Origin of the sequence: Okeania sp. KiyG1 (genome assembly GCF_014132355.1) — a bacterium.
GTDB lineage: Bacteria > Cyanobacteriota > Cyanobacteriia > Cyanobacteriales > Microcoleaceae > Okeania.
This window is the reverse complement of record NZ_BLZO01000089.1, coordinates 142,667-160,410: the sequence shown is the minus strand read 5'-3', so window position 1 is coordinate 160,410 and position 17,744 is coordinate 142,667. Positions and strand designations below refer to the sequence as shown.

Genomic DNA, 17,744 nt, shown 5'->3' with positions numbered 1-17,744 from the left:
AAGAATATAGGTCGAGAACTTAGGAAGCCATTCAAGGTCAATCTACGCAAAGGACGTAGGTCTTAGGGAGAGTAGGATTGGGTAAAAAGCTATCAATGCAGACGTACCCACTGTTAGGCGTAATGTAAAGTAACGAACTAGCTAATGAATAAAGCTAAAACACTAAAAAGAAAACTAGGAAACCCTAAACCATTTCTTGAGTGCGTCTTACATTCTGAGGAGACCTCAGAATTACGCACTCGCTTTTAAGCGTGGCATGGGATACAGAGCGATACACCTACATCAAGTCTCAGTGTCAATCCTAATCTTAAATGGAAAGATATTAACTGGAAGAAGGTAGAAAAGTATGTATTCTAAGTTGCAAAAGTTAATTTACAGAGCATCCATGAGTGGCGAAATCCGCAAGATGCGCAAATACCAAAGACTTCTGTAAAAAGTTATTACGCTAGGTTGCTAGCTTTCCGGCGCGTGACACAGGATAACCAGGGAAGAAAACTGCTGGAGTAGATGGTATTAAAAACCTACCTCCCATGCAGCGACTTAACTTGGTTGAACTTATTAAGCATCACGTTACCTCAAAGCAAGTCCCACCCGCAGAGTCTGGATACCAAAACCAGGAAAGGATGAAAAACGCCCGTTAGGCATACCTACAATGTACGACCGAGCGTTACAAGCCTTGGTTAAATTAGGTATGGAACCAGAATGGGAGGCACGTTTTGAACCTAATAGCTATGGTTTTAGACCAGGACGGTCCACACATGATGCCATTGAGGCTATTTATGCCAGCATCAACCTAAAGCCAAAATATGTGCTGGATGCTGATATATCAAAGTGTTTTGATCGAATTAACCATGATGCACTGCTAGGAAAAATTGGTCAATCTCCTTATAGACGATTAATCAAACAATGGTTAAAGTCTGGGGTATTTTACAATAATCAATTCCTAAAATCTGTGGAAGGTACACCACAGGGAGGGGTAATATCACCCCTACTAGCAAACATCGCCTTACACGGTATGGAAGAAAGGCTGATGGAATTTGCCGAAAAACTTCCGATTTAGATACCCATCTGGGAAGATAATGGGAAAAGCAGACAGAATGAAACAGTCTCATCTCTAATACGCTATGAGTCATCGACTTTGTTATCCTACACGAAGACATCAAAGTAGTGCTACAAGCAAAAGCCGTAATACAGGAATGGTTAAACCAGGTAGGACTAGAATTAAAACTAGAATTGACCAAAATTGCCCATACCTTGGAGGAACATGAAGGTAATAAAGCCGGATTTGACTTCTTAGGGTTTACCATTAGGCAATGGAAAGTCAAGACAACCAAACAAGGATACAAGACGCTGATTAAACCATCCTCTAAGAGTATAAAAACTCACTATCGGAAACTAGCGGATATATGTGATAAATACAAAACCGCTCCTACGCAAGTCTTTAATAGCTAAGTTAAATCCGATAATTAGAGGATGGGCTAACTACTTCTCAACTCGTAGTCAGTAAAGAGGTATTCAGTAAAATAGATAGCCTCTTATGGAAAAGACTATGGAGATGGGCAAGTAGAAGGCATCCAAATAAGTCGGCTAAATGGGTAAGGAAAAGTATTTCCCTCGATGTAAAGGAACCAGAAATTGGGTACTTAATGATGGCGATTATATACTTAACAAACACAAAGATGTACCTATCGTAAGGCACATCAAAGTGAAAGGTAATAAATCCCCTTATGACGGCGATTGGACTTATTGGAGTAATAGAATTGGTAAATACCCAGGCGTAAGGAAAGAGGTCACAACGCTGTTAAAACGGCAAAAGAATAAATGCGCATCTTGTGGACTAACCTTTAGACCAAATGACCTAATTGAAGTTGACCATATAATACCAAGGTCTAAAGGTGGTGATAACACATATAAGAATAAACAACTGTTGCACCGACATTGCCACGATACTAAAACTGCCCTAGATAAAAAGACATACACACAACCGAAGTTACAGGACTTACCTGAAGGTTATTTATGGGTTGAAGATATGTTGATATTAAGGCAGGGATGTACCCATGACAAGGGACGTTTAAGAGAGGAGCCGATTTGGAGGTGAAAGTCTCACGTCACGGTTCTGAAGACGAGCAGGCTCTATAAAGGAGTAATCTGGAAATGGGCTTGCTTAGTTTAACACCTCATCACTATTCCCATACACTATTTTTGTAATAATTGCGGTACAAGGAAGAAAATCTGATGGCAATACTTCTTCCCCTAACATGGCATTCAGCAGAGTACTTTTACCATTCTTAAACTCACCAAGAACAAGCACATTAAAAATTCCTTGTTCAATTTCATTAGCCCTTTGAACTAAAATATTCGCATCTCCAGAACAACCCAAACCCGGTATTATAGTTACACCAGTTTCTAAAGTTATAGACTGTTCATTTCTTTCTCCAATTAGAACAGAAATATCTCTTAAAGCAGAAGTAATTTTGTCACTTTTTCCCTAGCTAAATTAAATGCACTATTGTTCATTTTAGCCTCCTAGATATTAGCGATTTGACATACTCCCGGCATCAAATCACAGATTATGATCGGGATTCTCATCATTGATGATTCTACGCTCACAGAGACAACTTAAATTAGCCTACTAATCCAGAGGTCGGACTCTCCCGTAGCTTTTGGGTCTCCCCCAGATTCCGTTAGCGCAGCTCCTCTGTAAGAGGCGTGCCCCTCGGTACTGTTGACTATTGCTCCCAACATTTCTAACCCTTTAGCTAAAATGTTCCTTGCTGCATTGTGGTCTCTATCAGCAATATAGCCACAATGGGGACATCTGTGGGTTCTAACTGATAATGACTTCTTAACAGCTTGACCACAATTTGAACAATTTTGGCTAGTGAAATGTGGAGGTACTGCTATGCAAGCAATTCCATGCAACTTAGCATAATATTCCAGCCATTCGGTGAACTGATACCAGCTTGCATCAGATATGGACTTAGCTAAATGATGATTCTTGACTAGGTTAGCAATCTTTAAATCCTCGTATACTACCAAATCGTTAGATTGGATTAACGCCCGTGCAGTCTTTACTGCATGGTCTTTACGCAGTAAAGCTGATTTTGAGATGCTGCCTGGCTAATTGAATTCTTGCTTTGTGGTAGTTATTTGACTGAGGTTTCTTACCTTTCTCGTGGCGACGTGATACTCTCCTTTGTAGCTTTTTTAGTCGTTTTTCCGACTTCCTCAAATACTTAGGATTTTCTACAACATCACCATTACTATCAGTATAAAAAGCATTTAAACCTAAATCTATTCCTACGACATTGCCTTGAAAATTATGAGTTTCTTTTCTCTCTACATTTACTAAGAATTGACAATAATAACCATCTGCACGTCTAACAACTCTAACTCTACTTATTTGTTGTTCTGAATACCAGACTAAATCACGGCTTGTCCACAACTCAAATACACCTGCTTTAAAACCATCTTTAAATTCAATTTTCTTTCTGTCTGGAGATAGCACATAACCAGTTGTTTTATACTCTATTGAACGAGTAAATTTTTGAATTTAGGATAACCCTTTTTACCTGGTAATTTCAGTCTACAATTTTTGTAGAATCGTTGTATTGATTGCCATGCTCTATCGGCTGATGCTTGTCTTGCTTGAGAATTTAACTTTTTAGCCCAAGGAAAATTGGCATTTTTGGCTAGCACAGAACAAAGCTTTTGTAAGTCGTTGCGTTTGACATCTTTATAGCGGGTAAGGTTTGAGAGTCACCCCTCTCCCCTCCCCTAAGAACCGTGCGTGACAGTTACCTATCACACGGCTCAAGCCTTACTTCCAGCCTTTCAATTTGGGTTTTGGAATGTACCTGCTTATGACACGCTTTGTGCAAGTGCATTAGGTTTTTTGGGTCATCAGAACCACCTTCTGCAACAGGTACTATATGATGGGTTTCTATTGGCTCTCCATTAAATAGGTGATTTCCGCACACCGGACATTTCCAATTTTGGAATTTGGCTATTTGTTCATATTTTGAACCTCTTGCCCAATACTTCTTCCCAGCTTTAGTGCTTCGTTTCTCCCAATATTCTTGGAGTGAGGGGTCATCAGGACTCTTATTTTCCTTTGACTTTTATGTGCCTAGTTATGGGTGTACTACTGATATCATAGAGAACATATAACTGTTGTTTTCCCTTTCTACCAGTCCCTTTGCACATAAATGTCCAATTATCCCTCTTGAAACTACCAAAGTAGCGTTTCATAGCCCATGTTTTTGATTTGTTGGGATGCCGACGTTTTGCCCAACTGAAGAGGTATAATTTCACCCGATTACGGATGTATCCGAAGGTTTCGCATGCTAACCACTCCTCTATAGTAATTAGCAAAACCTCTGAGAAGGGGATTAAGGGTTTTGATGACTTCTTCAGTAGTCCTGGCCTTCATTTGAGCTAGGGTTTTCCCTATCTTTTTACAGAAGGCTAGAACTTTTTCTTTTTGGGGTTTTATGAGTAATTTGCCTTTGTAATGGCGTAAGTTGAATCCCAGGAAGTCGATCCCATCATTTATGTGTACTATCCTTGTCTTCTCCTCGCTGATTTTCAAGCCTCTACTTGACAACCATTGCTTTATCAGGATAAGCACTTGTTCCAAAGACTCCTTGTCTTTAGCGGTAACTATGAAGTCATCCGCATACCTGATGATGCCTAGCTTTGGGTTGACTGTTTTTATATATTCTTCGCTCCCCGTGCAGTCCAATATTTGCAAGCAATGGACTTATCACACCACCTTGAGGAGTGCCTGTTTCGGTTAGGCAAAAAACACCTTTGTCGATAAACCCTGCTTTTAACCATCCTCTAATTAGCTCACCGCGCGGGAACGAGCCAATTCTTTTGAGTATGGATTCATGGGCAATATTGTCAAAAAAGCCTTTTATGTCAGCGTCTAAAACCCAAGTATGTCTTCCTGAATGATTGTTCCTGAACTTGTTAAAACATTGTTCAATAGCATCATGGCAACTTCTTCCCGGTCGGAAGCCATAGGAATTGGCCTCAAATTGGGATTCCCATTCGGGATAAGCGTGCGTTCTTGATTATTGCTTGGGCGACTCTATCCTTAACGGTTGGGATTCCGAGAGGACGTTTCTTGCCGTTTGATTTCGGGATATATATCCGCCTTGTGGGTTTTGCTAATGGCATTTCCCATTCGTTGACAAGTTTCACTCGCTGTGCAGGAGTATTTATTACCTCCTTGTCAATTCCTGCTGTTTGCTTTCCTTGGTTAACTTGAGTGATAAGTCTTACACTAAGCAATAAGTTGGCTCGGCTTTTGATTAACAATTTCTGCAACCTTCTGAGTTGCTGACCTTGACCAAGTTTTCGGGCACGAAAGATTCTGTGACGTAAATTCCTAACAATTTGCCGGGCTTTTTTCCAGTTGACCTGTGACCAGTCCGTTAATTGTCCGTTGACTCCATTTATCGCGCTTGTGCTTGACACCTAACTTATATCCTCGTTTGGTTTCTACTTGTACTGTTTTCTTTCGTATAAGACCCAAGAGAAGTCTGCTATTCCTTTCGGTCAAGGGCAAATTTTGTAGCCGTTAGGCTTTTCGAAGAGTACCCCTATTCACCCCATTACCAGGTGACATTCGCTTTTTCTCTCATCTTCTGCCCTCCAGAGATTTCCGTCTTTGTTGCCTCAGACCTACTTAGATTATCGACCTTTTTCATAAGACTCTGTAGGGTTTATCCTGTTGTATCATTTGAAGTTTCTGTGTTGGTTAGGATGATTGCCTATTCTGCGGGAGGAGCTTTGTCTCCACGTCTTAATAATGGACAACTATTTAGACCTGCCTCCTTACCTTTTGGTTACAGCCTGTCAGGGATAATTTGGCTGTTCTATTGATCACGCAGTTTAATCAGCAACTTAGACGGTGTTCATCTTTCCAACTCTTTCCCTCTTGCTCCTGATTGCTTAATCCCTAGCAACTTTGGCTACTTTCGGGGTCTGCATTCCATCTATTTCATTGCTTACTTTAAATGTGACCGGACTCGTTGAGTCTCTTCCGTGAGGGCTAGGTGTGGAGAATCCTAGAGAACTCGGTGTTCTAATTCAAATGACCAGTTCAGGCCGCACTATCCATCCAATAGCGCAAACAACTATTTCTGATGAATTGACCTGTGAGAATCATTTCATCTAAAACTTTGTACTGATTTTGACTGCCCTTTAATTTGGCCTCAATTACTAGCAAAGATATGATTAATTCCTCGACTACATATATTGTTATAGCTAAATTTACCCAAAATGTCTACTAGATAAACTATTAATATTTGTGTATAATTATGACATCTTTTGCTTCGCGGTGACAAACGGAAATTAAATTATACACCCATCATTCACCCAGGCACTAAATCTAGCGATTATAGTGCTAGCCTTCTGATGCGTTTAGGTAAATTTTTCATTCTTTTGCCATTATATCAATTTAAAACAATACTGCTAGATGAACTCTTTATCGTAATAGAGCGAGGTATGAAAAGAGGCATGGTAGGTAAAATTAATTAAATTTGAGTGCAAATTTTTTCCTAATTCCCTATCTCCTATCCCCATCTATAGCGATCGGGAATGATTCATATGTATATTTAGATAACTAGAATTACCGGAATTAATTACTCATACTGAGAAAGAATATATGAACCTCAGTTTAGCATTAGCAACTAGCTCAGACTTACGGTGGAATTATGGAATCAAATTAGGCAAAAGATGGCCTCTAATTGCAGAAGTCAGGGAATAGGGAGATGGGGAGATAGGGAGATGGGGAGATTCGTATATTTGCACAATTTTTTATATCTTAATTATAAGACAACAAAAATTGGTAGTCCTACAGCCGTAATGGTGTACAGGAAAAAGGAATGCGTGGCACGGGAGCAAGATGCTCCCACTGTTCTCGTAACAAAAATAATAAAAATGCACCACCACCCAAAAATTAACTCTCTTGTTCTTGTTACTAAACAATGTATAAAAGGATTGTAATAATTTCAGTTCTGGTTAGCAAATAAAGTTGAGATTAAGACTGCAAATCAAGTCAAATTTTAAATAATCTAAATCAAACATAATTTAATTCTTAAAAAGCCTAAATCAAACGGAATTTTATATCCTAAAAATCGGAATTATTAATGATACTAAGACAGGAGAGGTAACTAGCAAATGCAATAAAAAAGAACCAGAAAAGCCTAGATGAAAAAAGCAAAATAAAAATTTAAAATGTAGGGAAAAAAAGACGACTATGGTATTAATTATCTGAGTATATAATCATTATTGAACTCAAGCTATTGTAGACTCTAGTAATAATGATGTTATGATTAACTAAAGTCTAATATAAATATTTTGACTAGCATATTCATCCTGATCGTACCCAAGTTAAAAAAAGTTAGTGAAATCATGGACTAATAAGTATATATTTTTACCAATATTCGTAGTGCCATGACTCCGGTATAGATACCAATAACAAGGGAACAGGTCCAAATAGCAATCCGTCAAAAGTCAAAATTACCTACTTCTTTATATATATTTTTAAAATTAAGGACAAACCAATATAAAGAAATGATAATGATGTGGTAACTTAATGTGCCACTACTTATAACAGAAGACTAAATTAAAAGAGATAGTGCAAGTCAGTTGGAGATATGAAAAATGACAGGACTGTTTCAAATCGGTGATAAATTACTGCAAGCTCAAGATATCCCATCGTTATTAACACGTTATCAGTTAATGCCTCATTTTTTACGAGGGGTGATAATCGACCAAGCGATCGCTAACTTGACTTGCACAGAAGCGGAAAAAACTACAGCGGTAGAAAAATTTGAGAGCCAATATCAGTTAAATTCCCCCGAAACCAAACAAGCATGGCTCAAAAACCAAAACATGACCCAAGAACAGTTAGAAGAAATGGCAATTAGGCCAATATTACTAGAAAAATATAAACAAGAAACTTGGACTAATCAAGTAGAAAGATATTTTATGACTCGTAAGAGCAGTTTAGACCAGGTAGTATACTCCCTGATTAGGACAAAAAATCCTGGTCTGGCCCACGAACTGTATTTTCGCATAGTAGAAGAAGAACAAACCTTTGCAGATGCAGCTCGTCAATACTCTGAAGGTCCAGAAGGGCGCTCGGGAGGATTATTGGGTCCAGTACCCCTAAGTCAACCACACCCTGCTATAGGCAAAATTTTATCAGTAAGTCAACCAGGTCAGCTCTGGGCACCGCGTCCATTAACAGAATGGACAGTAATTATTAGACTAGAAAAATTTATCCCGGCACAGCTTGATGACTCAATGCGACGCGCTTTAATAGATGAACTATTTGAAAATTGGCTCAGAGAACAAATAGGAAAAATAGGCACCCTCAAACCACTACGTTCAGACGTAAAAGCATATTAATAATTAATAATTAATAATTAATAATTAATAATTACTTCTTCTGAAAACAAGTAGGATTGACTAAAAAGAAAATTGTTCTTTTTATCCTCTTATCCTCTTAAAAGAGGAGATTTTAAGCCACAATTTTTCGGTAACTACAAGCTTATTATCAAAATAAAGCACGCCATACTACCAAATAAACCAAAACTAATTGGTAACTATTCAGGTGCTGGGGTTGACAAATGATCATAGCTATGTATTTATCACTTTCCAGAAACCTTTCAGTCTAATTTATATACACTATTTAGTATTCTTAGATACAGTTTTCAGTTTTGAAACACTGAGTATTCACAAAATCAAGAATAATGCAACCCCAAGACCTGAATGCTTACACTAATTCTGAATTCTAAATTCTAAATTTTACTACCAAATAAACCAAAACTAATTCTAAATTCTGAATTCTAAATTCTAAATTCTACATGGCTACTTCCTCAACAATATCAAGAACCCAAGTACAAGAATTTCTAGCAGACAAACCACCATTTAATCAACTTTCAGAAAATGCACTGAAAACTCAATTAGTGGGAAAGTGTCAACTGCTTGGTTACCGTAGTGGCCAACCACTATTTGAAAGAGAAAAAATGCCCACCCAGATAGCAATTATCTATCAAGGTCAGGCACGAATATTAGGTTATGACCAGCGATCGCAACGTCATGTCAGTTTGCAGTTAGCAGGGCCAGGAGAAGTCCTTGGTTGGGCTGGGTTGTTACGAGGGACGCCTTGTGAAACAGCACTCGCTTCAACAGACTTAATTGCCGTGACTTTACCCGCCGCAGACTTCTTAGCAATATTAGAAGCAGAGCCAGAATTTGGGGCAGCCTTTTTAGAACGTCCAGCAGTGAGTGAAGTATTTGAACTACTAACTCAAGAATTTGCCAGAAGGGCTGAAGTTAGTGGGAATGTGAAAGAACTGGCTAAAAATGTCGTCGAAAAAACTTTGGTAGTCAACCTACCTAAAGGAGATGTCAAGACTAAGGAACTAGCATCTATCTTAGAGTCGGAAAAAATCTGGCTAGTAAGTAGTGGGGTAGTAGGAGATTTTGCTCCGGGTAGTCCAGTGGTCTTAGATGGAGCGGGTAGGTCTTTAAAAATTGAGGGACCCAGAGGAGCAAGAATTTTAGGACTCCCAGAACAACAAGAACAAGGCGAACTTGAAGATACCACCGTCGAAAATGGGGCACAAAACACTGAGCTTGTGCCTTTAGATGTATCCGTAGTCCCCCAAGCACCAGCACGTCCACCAGAACCAACAGTTGCTCAAGATACTCAATCAATCAAATATCCCATTTTCCGGGGTAAGGGAGAAGTAGCTGCTGCTTTGGCTTGTTTTCAGATGCTGGCTAAACATCTGAAGCTGAAGTTTCGCCGAGATGTGATTCGCCGGGTACTGGATAATCAGGTTCGGACTGCGGGTAGGGTGTCTCTTCAAGCTTGTGGAGCGATCGCTCAGATGATGGGATTAAGTGGTCAACTGGTACAGGTTCCGGCAGCAGCAGTTAGTCGTCTGAAGGCACCAGCTTTAATTCAATGGCAAGACCATTTTGCCGTACTCTACAGCATTACAGAACAAGAGATAGTTGTTGGTAGTCCAGAATTTGGATTAACTCGCCTTAAACCTGGCCAATTTGCGGAAATTTGGGGAGAGTCTGGACAAGTTCTATTACTCCAGGCACCAAAATCAGAACAAAAGGAACAGTTTAGTTTTTGGTGGTTTGTTCCTTCTTTGATGGAGCATCGCACTGTCTTTATTGAAGTGTTGATTTCTTCATTTTTTGTACAGATATTTGGTTTGGTCAACCCCCTGATGACGATGATTATTATCGATAAAGTCATGGGGCAACGTAGCATTGAGGCTATGGATGTTCTGGGTATCTTGATGTTATTGGTGGCTCTATTTGAGGCTTTGTTGGGGGGTTTACGAACTTTCTTGTTTGTGGATACTACTAACCGGATAGATGTCAAACTTAGTTCGGAGGTGATTGACCATTTACTCCGTCTTCCACTCAACTATTTTGATAATCGTCGGGTGGGTGATTTGACGGGTAGGATTGGAGAATTAGCTAATATTAGGAACTTCCTCACAGGTACAGCTTTAACTGTGGTTTTAGATTCGGTATTTTCAGTACTTTATATTGCTGTGATGTTGGCTCTTAACCCGTTAATGACGATGGTAGCTTTGGCAGGAGTGCCTTTCTTTACTGGAATTATTATTATTAATTCGCCAATTGTTAGGAGGTTACTGCGGAAAAAGGCGGAGCGTTATGCTGATTCTCAGTCATATTTAGTAGAGGTTTTAAATGGTGTTCAAACTGTTAAAGCTCAGAATTTGGAACTTCGGTCTCGTTGGGAATGGTCGGCGCGTTATGCGAAGTTTATGACTGCTAGTTTTAATACTGTTTTGACTCAGACTACTTCTAGTTCTATTAGTACTTTTTTAAATAAACTTTCCGGACTGGCACTTTTATGGGTTGGTGCTTATTTGGTGATTGATGGTCAGTTATCAATAGGCGGATTAATTGCTTTCCGAATTATTGCTGGTAATGTGACAGGTTCGTTGCTCCGTTTTGTGAGTGTTTGGCAGAGTTTCCAAGAGGTGGGAATGTCTATTGAACGACTTCGAGATGTTTTGGATACGGAGGCAGAAGTAGATGAGGAAGACCGGAATAATATTGATATGCCGCCTATTAATGGGGGTGTTAAATTTGAGGAGATTTCTTTCCGATTTGCTCAAAGCGGACCTTTACAATTAGCTAATGTAAATTTGGAATTTCCGGCTGGTTATTTTGTGGGAATTGTTGGTTTGAGTGGTTCTGGAAAGAGTACGTTGATGAAGTTATTACAGCGTTTATATCCTCCTCTTTCTGGTCGAATTTTTATTGATGGATATGATATTCAAAAAGTAGAATTATATTCTTTACGTCGTCAAATTGGGGTGGTTTTACAAGATACTCTCTTATTTAATGGTACGGTTCAAGATAATATTGCTTTGACAAATCCTGATGCTACTACTGATGAAATTGTGAGGGCGGCTAAAATAGCAGTTGCCCATGATTTTATTATGAATTTGCCTAGTGGTTATAACACGATAGTGGGTGAAAGAGGTGCTTCTTTATCAGGGGGACAAAGGCAAAGAATTGCTATTGCTCGGACAGTTTTACAAAATCCTAAATTGTTGATTTTAGATGAGGCAACTAGCGCGTTAGATTACAGTTCGGAACGTCAAGTTTGTGAGAATTTAGCGGAGGCTTTTGCTAATACAACGGTGTTCTTTATTACTCACCGTTTAACAACAGTAAAAAATGCTAATACTATTATTATGATGGATAAAGGTTCGGTGGTGGAACAGGGAACTCATGATGAATTGATGGCTGTTAAAGGTCGTTATTTCTGTCTCTATCAACAACAAGAAGCTCAACAGTAATTAAATTCAAAAGTCAAAAGTCAAAAGTCAAAAATGAAGTCAAAAGTCAAAAATCAAAAGTTATAAATTCAAAAGCAGCCTAAGCTCTAATTATTAATTATTAATCATTAATTGTTAATTGTTAATTGCCCAAAAGCACCATTGCCTAAGTCCTGATTATTAATCATTAATTGTTAATTATTAATTGCCCAATAGAGTCTTGCTCAGTTACGCTAGCGAAGTTCGCACCCTATAAATAACTAATTATTAATTATTAATTATTAATTATTAATTATTAATTATTAATTGCTACTCCCTACTCCCTACTCCCTAATTAAAAAACAAAATGGATACTCAATCTACATCATTAAACGAACAACCAGTCATTCTAGAGAAACCAGCCATATTATCTAGGCTATTTCTATGGATGATTATGATAATTACCAGTTCAGCGGTAATCTGGGCTTACTTTGCTGAGATAGACCAAGCAGTACCAGCGACAGGGCAATTAGAATTAAAAGATGGTTCCATAGATGTCCAAGCTCCTACCAGTGGAAATGTAGTTAGACTCCATGTAGAAAATGGCGATCGCGTGGAAAAAAATCAACCATTACTAACTTTTAGTCCTACTGCTCCTAGTGCAGATTTAGGTTCTGCTAAAGAATTAAGAGATACTCTAAAAAGAGAAAATCTCTTTTATAAAGAGGTACTAAATGGTAAAGTTCCGACAGCTTTACCTCCAGATTTACAAAAATTAGCTCAAGAGCGACAAACTAGAATATCGGAAAATAAAACATACCGCGCTTTGATTGATGAACTTTATTTAAACAGAGGTAGTTTTGTTAATATCGAACCTAGTTTGCAAGGACTATATGTAAACTATAAAGCTGAATATAATTCTCGTGTAGGTGCTGTAGAATTGCAAATTACAGAGCTAGAAAAACAACTTCAACAAGCAGAAGAAGATGAAGAAGCAGGTAGGGAACAATTAAGAGTAGCTCAAGACCAATTGCAATATTCCAAGCAACAATTAGGGTTTGCTAAACAACAATTAAATAATAGTAAGCAACAACTGAATTTTGCTAATGAGCAGTTAAATAATACAGAAAAACAACTGAATTTTGCTAAGGAACAACTGAAAAATACTCAGGAACAACTGCAATATTCTCAAGAACAATTAAAGCTGGCTAAAGGACAGTTGAGTAAGTCAGAACAAGTATTAGGATCTAATCAAGAAATTTTAGGACAAATATCTCCTTTAGTAGAAGAAGGAGCGATCGCTGAACTACAAAAAAAACGTCAGGAACAAGAAGTATTTCGGGGAGAAAGTGAGCTTTTAAGGCAACAAGACCAAATTCAAGCAAGAGCAGGAGAAATAAATACTAGATTGGGAGAAGTAAATTCTCGGTTAGCGGATATTAATGCTAGAGAAGGGGAAGTAAATTCTCGCAGGTCTGATATTAATACATTGGAAGGAGAAATAAATTCTCGTGAGGCTGAAATTAATTCTGGGCTATCAGATATTAATGCTAGAGAAGGAGAAGTCAAAGCTCGTCAAGCAGAAATACAACGCGCTAGGTTAGAACAACAGCGTTTAAATGTGTCTATTAATAGAACTAAAGAACAGTTAAAAAATACTAGAGATAGTTGGGCAAGAGAACTTTATGCCAGAATAGCTGAAAATGAAGGAAGGGAAATTGCTAGAATAGATTCTCAATTTACTCGCTTACAACTAGACAACAATAAGAGACTAACTGAGGTTAATGCTCAGATTGAAAAGTTAGAAGAAACTCGTGATAATCAGGTTTTAAAATCACCCGTTTCAGGGGTAATATTTGATTTACAACCTGTTAGTAAAGAAGAGTCTTCTCTAGATATAAAAACTGACCCTATTTGTCAATATGTAATTAATGATGTTTTGAAGCCTGGGGATATTAAACCAGAAAGATGTGAAGATGCGTCTTATGAAGCACAACAAACTCAACCTTTGTTGACAGTATTGGATGATGATGAAGGTTTAGAGGCGGTAGTTTATATTCAGAATAAAGATATTGCTTTGGTTTTAAAGGCTTTAAATGATAAACGGAAAAAGTTAGAACCTTTTCACGACCAAGAGTTAGCTGGTGGGGAGGTTATTGAATGTGAACCGGGTAAAAAATGTGCTTGTCCTGAACTGAAAGAAAATCGAGAAAAATTAGGTTTAAGTGATGTGGAATGTGTACCTGTAGAGGTGCAAGTTGAAGCTTTACCAGCTAATGAATTTGGTACAGTAACTGGAGAGGTTATTTCTATTAGTGATGATGCTATTCCACCAGACCAAGAAGCAGGAAGAGCTTATTTTTCTTTTGAAACTACCATTGATTTAGAACGGCAAACATTTGTTCTGGATAATGAGAATGATTTGGAAATTGGTTTGCAGAATGGTATGGCAATTAACTCTAATATTAATGTTGGTAAGCGGACTGTTTTAGAGTTGTTCTTTAATAGATTTACTGGCAAGTTTAGGAGTCTGACTAATGTTAATTAGAATTTAGAATTTAGAATTTAGAATTTAGAATTTAGAATTTAGAATTTAGAATTTAGAATTAGCTAAATTCGCACTCAGCTAGTAAGGGTAGGAGTTAGGAGAAATGGGAATTGTAGAGGAGGTAGGAGTAAGAGTTGTCCTTTGATTTTTCTGCCTTTTTCTGCCCAAAAAGCTAGCACTTTATGTAAGTATAAAAAGGCTAAAGAGTCTATCTGTAAATAGTTTCAGGGTAATCAGCAAGCCCTAATTAGGTATCAGCTTTTAGCAATCAGTTATCCGCTAATAAAATATACTTAATTCATTTCTTAAAATCCTGGACTTGCTGCAAGTAGAATGGTTAAGTCCAGGTTTAAATTGCCTTTTTTATATTAGTTTGGAATTATTCTTTCTACACCTTCAGCATAAAACTCTTTGAGACGTTTAGCAAAACCAGTAAAGTCTGGTTCACCACTTAAAGAAGTTCTTAGTAACTCAACTTCTTTTTCCTTATTTTTAGGTATTTCCGATTCAATACCAATATGAAATTTTGGTTTAAGTCCTTGTCTTTCACGAAATGAAATAACAACAACTTCATTTCCTGTTATGTATCCTTCAAATTCAGGAAAAAATGATTTCTCTGAAGGTTTGTGCTGTATACCAACAACTCGCTGTGAAAATGTTGAGTTACTCCAGTCTATTTTTACTTCTAGTTTTGGAGACTTTCCAGATATAAAATCGCCAAAACTTGAACCAAATATTTCTGGAGCGACGATAATTCCAAAATCTGAACCAAACTCTTTAGGCATATCATAAACAATAGAATAAATTTTCTCAATAATTTTTTGAACTATATTTTCAAATAATTTCTTTTGTGTATGAGAAGAACTTGAGAGTTTATTTTTAATTCTATCTAAAATAATTTCAGTTTTATTTTCTTCTTGATTTTCTGATTCTAAAATATCTATCAAAGCTTCTTTAAGTGCAGAAATAGACTGCCAACGAGAATCTATTGTCGTCTCAAAAGCTCTATCAAAAACTATATTTATTTTAGATAGTATAGATTCTGATAAATTAGGTGAAACTGATAACTTTTGTTTAGCTTCTTTTCTCTGATGTGGCTTATTTCCATTTTCAGAATCTAAAAGATAAAGAGGAAATTTCCCTGTGATAGTAAAAAACAAAATGCCACAAATTTGTGTAATATCTGACCTGGGGTCTCTTTGTAAATTACTTTTTTCCCCAAGCTCTGGAAGTTGAAAAAATCTATTTCCTAATTGTTGCCATGTTGGTGTTAAATCTTTAGCATACTCATCAACTTTATTAAAAGAAATACCAAAATCTATTAATACTGGAGTACTAACATCGTTATTTTTGATGATGATATTATCTGGTTTAATATCTCTATGTATTATTCCTCTTTGATGACAATATTCAAGAATATCTAATAATTTGATTGTCAAATTTACAGCACTAAAAATATTCATTACTTCTGCTTTGATAAAATCAGATAAGGTATCTCCAGGTATAAATTCAGTTACTAGATAAAGAGGTATATCTAAATTTTTAAACAGCTCGGAATTTGAATCAATTAATTTTGGTATTCCTGGGCAATCTATTGTTTCTAAAGCAACCACTTCCCTACGCATTCTTGAACGTCTTTCAGGGTCATTTTGTTTATTAAGTTTTTTGAGAACATATTGATTAGCTGGAAACGAATTATTTTTAGGTTCGACTAGATAGGTTTGACCTTGACCACCGCCACCAATATTTTCAATAATTTTCCAATTTTCATCCCAGGGTTTACTATTATTTTTACTCATCTTAGATGTCTGTTTCTTTAATTATAGATATTAAAATCTACGACATTATCATACGAATAATATTATCCATAATTTCTTTCTCACAATTTACGCAACATAGGATTAATAATTTGTATGTTCTAACTGGAAATAGTGAACAAATTGAGTTTGAAATTAGGCTTAATGGTAGTGCGATGAAATAGCTTATAGCGCAATAAAAATTTTTGCTCAGTGAGATTTATCTGTGGATATTGCAATAGAAGCTTTTAGCTGAAAAATGCACAGACAAATTGTAGGGGCGAATGGTATTCGCCCTCCCTATATGTAGAGTCTCTGTGTAAGTTCTGTGCAAATCAGAAATAGAAATGTAATTCAGCTCTGTTGCTGTATACGCAATAGGAATTTTTGCTCAGTGAGATTTATCTGTGGATTTAGCAATAGAAGCTTTGAGCTGAAAAATGCACAGACAAATTGTAGGGGCGAATGGTATTCGCCCTCCCTATATGTAGAGTCTCTGTGTAAGTTCTGTGCAAATCAGAAATAGAAATGTAATTCAACTCTATTGCTATATACGCAATAGGAATTTTTGCTCAGTGAGATTTATCTGTGGATATTGCAATAGAAGCTTTGAGCTGAAAAATGCACAGACAAATTGTAGGGGCGAATGGTATTCGCCCTCCCTATATGTAGAGTCTCTGTGTAAGTTCTGTGCAAATCAGAAATAGAAATGTAATTCAACTCTATTGCTATATACGCAATAAAAATTTTTGCTCAGTCAGATTTATCTGTGGATATTGCAATAGAAGCTTTTAGCTGAAAAATGCACAGACAAATTGTAGGGGCGAATACCATTCGCCCTCCCTATATGTAGAGTCTCTGTGTAAGTTCTGTGCAAATCAGAAATAGAAATGTAATTCAACTCTATTGCTATATACGCAATAAAAATTTTTGCTCAGTCAGATTTATCTGTGGATATTGCAATAGAAGCTTTTAGCTGAAAAATGCACAGACAAATTGTAGGGGCGAATACCATTCGCCCTCCTATATGTAGAGTCTCTGTGTAAGTTCTGTGCAAATCAGAAATAGAAATGTAATTCAACTCTATTGCTATATACGCAATAACTAGATTTAATCAATTCTGATCGAGAGGTTCTGATAACAGTGTTTAGTATTCACCTCAGTATTTAACCGGACATGATATTAAATTTGATTTTTAAATATTCCAGAAAATGTCTGTATATTGGTAATATTTCCTAGAGCGATCGCTACTTCCCAATAATGTTAAAAGTCTTTTCCCGAACCAGAATATTATTACTAACCCTCTATATTTTTCCAGTCTTATTACTCCTCTGGTTTCTCGCTAATTTTAGTGTCAATGTTCCCTACTGGGACCAATGGAGATTAACCCCTATTTTTGAGCGAGTTACTGAAGGAAACGCCACATTTTTTGACTTTTTCACAGTACACGGACATCACAGAATATTAATACCAAAATTAATCATTACCACTTTAGCCTTTGCCACTAAATGGAACACTCAAGCTGAAATAATTTGTAGCGTAATTTTTGTCATC

General features: G+C 37.1%; 13 protein-coding genes and 1 pseudogene. 4 read left to right on the top strand and 10 right to left on the bottom strand.

Annotated features, from left to right (window positions below):
- Positions 1-144: 144 nt before the first annotated feature.
- Positions 145-2,173: pseudogene (gene ltrA / locus SAGCYANO_RS45125) on the top strand (group II intron reverse transcriptase/maturase).
- Here ltrA and SAGCYANO_RS20660 read toward each other — a convergent pair.
- The 9 genes from SAGCYANO_RS20660 to SAGCYANO_RS45110 form a co-directional block, all read right to left on the bottom strand.
- Positions 2,165-2,380, bottom strand: a complete 216-nt coding sequence (locus tag SAGCYANO_RS20660) for a dynamin family protein (protein WP_237396422.1) — start codon at positions 2,378-2,380, stop codon at positions 2,165-2,167. The pseudogene ltrA and the gene SAGCYANO_RS20660 sit on opposite strands and share 9 nt — an antisense overlap.
- Before the next feature lie 239 nt (positions 2,381-2,619).
- Positions 2,620-3,039 (bottom strand): RNA-guided endonuclease InsQ/TnpB family protein, encoded by a 420-nt coding sequence (locus tag SAGCYANO_RS50555; RefSeq protein WP_375339967.1) that lies wholly within the window; start codon positions 3,037-3,039, stop codon positions 2,620-2,622.
- A 46-nt stretch (positions 3,040-3,085) separates the two neighbouring features.
- Positions 3,086-3,508, bottom strand: coding sequence for an RNA-guided endonuclease InsQ/TnpB family protein (locus tag SAGCYANO_RS50550; RefSeq protein WP_375339966.1), 423 nt, complete (start codon positions 3,506-3,508; stop codon positions 3,086-3,088).
- Between the two features lie 20 nt (positions 3,509-3,528).
- Positions 3,529-3,699 (bottom strand): hypothetical protein, encoded by a 171-nt coding sequence (locus SAGCYANO_RS50545; protein ID WP_375339965.1) that lies wholly within the window; start codon positions 3,697-3,699, stop codon positions 3,529-3,531.
- 98 nt (positions 3,700-3,797) lie between these two features.
- Positions 3,798-3,980, bottom strand: a complete 183-nt coding sequence (locus SAGCYANO_RS45120; protein WP_237396421.1) for an HNH endonuclease — start codon at positions 3,978-3,980, stop codon at positions 3,798-3,800.
- Between the two features lie 124 nt (positions 3,981-4,104).
- Complete coding sequence (locus SAGCYANO_RS47855; protein ID WP_255502631.1) at positions 4,105-4,314, bottom strand: hypothetical protein; 210 nt, start codon at positions 4,312-4,314, stop codon at positions 4,105-4,107.
- 4 nt (positions 4,315-4,318) lie between these two features.
- A complete protein-coding gene (locus SAGCYANO_RS47850; RefSeq protein WP_255502630.1) occupies positions 4,319-4,744 on the bottom strand; it encodes a reverse transcriptase domain-containing protein in 426 nt (141 codons plus the stop codon).
- Positions 4,671-4,991 carry a reverse transcriptase domain-containing protein gene (locus tag SAGCYANO_RS47845; protein ID WP_375339968.1) on the bottom strand — a complete coding sequence of 107 codons (321 nt, stop codon included), beginning with the start codon at positions 4,989-4,991 and terminating at the stop codon, positions 4,671-4,673. The genes SAGCYANO_RS47850 and SAGCYANO_RS47845 overlap by 74 nt, the downstream gene beginning before the upstream one ends.
- A 46-nt stretch (positions 4,992-5,037) precedes the next feature.
- Positions 5,038-5,484 (bottom strand): reverse transcriptase N-terminal domain-containing protein, encoded by a 447-nt coding sequence (locus SAGCYANO_RS45110; protein WP_237396420.1) that lies wholly within the window; start codon positions 5,482-5,484, stop codon positions 5,038-5,040.
- A gap of 2,193 nt (positions 5,485-7,677) precedes the next feature.
- Here SAGCYANO_RS45110 and SAGCYANO_RS20640 point away from each other — a divergent pair.
- From SAGCYANO_RS20640 to SAGCYANO_RS20630, 3 genes are all read left to right on the top strand, one after another.
- Positions 7,678-8,427, top strand: coding sequence for a peptidylprolyl isomerase (locus tag SAGCYANO_RS20640; protein ID WP_202221778.1), 750 nt, complete (start codon positions 7,678-7,680; stop codon positions 8,425-8,427).
- Between the two features lie 458 nt (positions 8,428-8,885).
- Entirely contained in the window at positions 8,886-11,888 is a 3,003-nt protein-coding gene (locus SAGCYANO_RS20635) for a peptidase domain-containing ABC transporter (RefSeq protein WP_202221777.1), read from the top strand.
- Between the two features lie 325 nt (positions 11,889-12,213).
- Positions 12,214-14,394: a biotin/lipoyl-binding protein gene (locus tag SAGCYANO_RS20630; protein WP_202221776.1), complete on the top strand. Its 2,181-nt coding sequence runs from the start codon at positions 12,214-12,216 to the stop codon at positions 14,392-14,394.
- 368 nt (positions 14,395-14,762) lie between these two features.
- Here the strand turns inward: SAGCYANO_RS20630 and SAGCYANO_RS20625 are convergent, their stop codons facing one another.
- Entirely contained in the window at positions 14,763-16,193 is a 1,431-nt protein-coding gene (locus SAGCYANO_RS20625; protein WP_202221775.1) for a serine/threonine-protein kinase, read from the bottom strand.
- Positions 16,194-17,744 lie beyond the last annotated feature (1,551 nt).

Excerpts from the sequence above, each read along its gene's own strand:
- SAGCYANO_RS20640 (WP_202221778.1), top strand. The coding sequence starts at position 7,678 with ATGACAGGACTGTTTCAAATCGGTGATAAATTACTGCAAGCTCAAGAT.
- SAGCYANO_RS20635 (WP_202221777.1), top strand. The coding sequence starts at position 8,886 with ATGGCTACTTCCTCAACAATATCAAGAACCCAAGTACAAGAATTTCTA.
- SAGCYANO_RS20630 (WP_202221776.1), top strand. The coding sequence starts at position 12,214 with ATGGATACTCAATCTACATCATTAAACGAACAACCAGTCATTCTAGAG.
- SAGCYANO_RS20625 (WP_202221775.1), bottom strand. The coding sequence starts at position 16,193 with ATGAGTAAAAATAATAGTAAACCCTGGGATGAAAATTGGAAAATTATT.